The sequence below is a fragment of the Streptomyces filipinensis genome (genome assembly GCF_014649495.1).
GTDB lineage: Bacteria > Actinomycetota > Actinomycetes > Streptomycetales > Streptomycetaceae > Streptomyces > Streptomyces filipinensis.
In genome coordinates this window covers 1-1253 of record NZ_BMTD01000071.1, presented here as the reverse complement: position 1 = coordinate 1253, position 1253 = coordinate 1, and the positions used below count along the sequence as shown (strand labels likewise).

The window sequence follows — 1253 nt, the reverse complement described above, 5'->3', positions numbered from 1 at the left end:
TAGGAGGCGTGCCGTAGGCCGGCGGCGATGTTCTGGTGGCCGGCGTTGCGGAGGGTGTTGATCGCCAGGTTGCGCAGGGTTGCCATGTTCTCGGGGCTGTGGCCGGTGCGGATCTTCGAGGCGTCCTCGCGGAAGGCGGTGTCGCGGACGAAGTGGAGCCGGTTCTCGATGGTCCATTGCGAGCGGGCGAGCCGGCCGAGCCGCTGTGGTGAAGCCTGACGGGAGGTCAGGTCCGTGATCGCGTAGACGGTCTCGCGGCTGACCTTTCCGGTCGTCAGGTCGGTGCGGTGGCGCAGGACACGCATGGCCTGGGCTGCGTGGGGGAAGTCCAGGCCGAGGCCGGTGACGGTGAGTGCCCTGGTCGTCCGGGTCTCCCGGCGGCTATGACTGGTCTCGCGGTCATAGCGGCGGGCGGTCACCTCCTTCCACGGGAGGGACTTCAGCGCCGCGTGCAGGTTCGGCTGGTTGCCCTTGACGACCATCAGGTAGTGCGCGTTCTTCGCTTCCACCAGCCATTTCGCGTGCTCACGCTGGGTGTGGAGGGCATCGGCGGTCACCACGGTGCCGGCCAGGTCGAACGGATCCAGCAGTGCTGCGAAGGCGGTGATCTCGTTCGTCTTTTCCGACACCCTCAGCTGGGTGACGGTCCGGCCGTCGCCCGTCATCGCGGCCAGGAGGTGGGCGGCGGGTGTGGTCCCCTGCCGGGAGCCCCGGGCGGCCTTGCCGTCGATGGCCAGTGATTCCGAGCCGGCGGGATCGGCGCCGGTCAGATCGGCCAGGCCTCCGGGGCAGGCCAGGGCGATGACCCTGCGGATCGTCGCGCCGCTCGGGGCAACCCGTACGCCGAGTGCACCGACGGCGCGGGCGCCCAGCCGGGCCAGGGCGTGCTGCGGGGCGCTCGCCGCCCACTGGCCGATGGCCGCGAACGACTGGGCGCCGGCGACGACTGCGCAGGCGGCAACCAGCAGCACCCCCACGAACGGGTGACGCACCCCGCGACGCCGTCGCGGATCAGGCAGCAGCCGCAGCCGCTCCACCAGCGACAGTCCCGTCACACCGCCCAGGGCCGGTGACTTGACCAGGCAGACGGTGGCAGACTTACGGCACATCGAAGCTCCGGTGGTTCGAGGCGACTTGGGAAGGTCGCCCCGTCCAACCGGAGCTTCGATGCGTTCGTGACGGGCCAGCCACGACCCCTTGCACAGCCGTGACCTGCGGGCTCAAGCACTCACGAGGACTTTGAAACACCCCTG

General features: G+C 70.2%; 1 protein-coding gene. It reads right to left on the bottom strand.

The annotated features are described in order from the left end of the window. On the bottom strand, window positions 1-1109 hold a 1109-nt coding region (locus IE244_RS41505; protein ID WP_229854920.1), incomplete at its 3' end, for an ISAs1 family transposase. Window positions 1110-1253 lie beyond the last annotated feature (144 nt).